The following is a 611-nucleotide window of genomic DNA, read 5'->3' on the forward strand; positions in this document are numbered from 1 at the left end:
ACAATAGACTGCATCAGATAATTGGTAAATGCCATCCTCCCAACAGCGGAGAATGATTGCAGCACTGTTCTCACTCTTGTTTTATGATAAAGATAGACAACCGTTGTAACATAGAAAAACATGAGGAAAGGCGCGCCAATCAGCAAACTTATTTCTTTATCCGTTACATTGTACAGCACCTGGGCGCCGATGCCGATGACAAGCCCAGCCATCCATAATCGTTTTAATCCTTTGCGATGCTTTTCCGGTTCATGCAAATACCGTGATTTTGCTGCCGCAGCTCCCAGCAAAAACATGCTGAAATAAGGAATGGATGCAAAGAAGAAGTTGAGCGGATTATACGTAAGCATGCCATTCGAAGACATGTAAACAAGACGGTCATGGATCCGTTGTTCTGCAATGTCCTTCAAGCTGCCGCTTCCATAAACATGAATCGCTTGTGTTGCCTGCTGTGTTACCGCTTGTACCCATTCCTGTCCGTTCGATTGATCAAAACTTGTCAACATGAACGGAATGGAAAACAGAAGATACAAAGAGACCGCCCATATCAGCAGTGTTTTCGGCTTTGCTTTTCGAAACAAGAGCAGGACAAAACCGAGCAGGGCATATTA

Annotated in this window: 1 pseudogene; it reads right to left on the reverse strand. The window is 44.2% G+C overall.

Annotated elements, in window-relative coordinates:
- Window positions 1-611, reverse strand: a pseudogene (locus ACWHAR_RS29180) (DUF418 domain-containing protein); the annotation flags it as partial.

This window comes from Bacillus sp. LR--39, assembly GCF_053613335.1.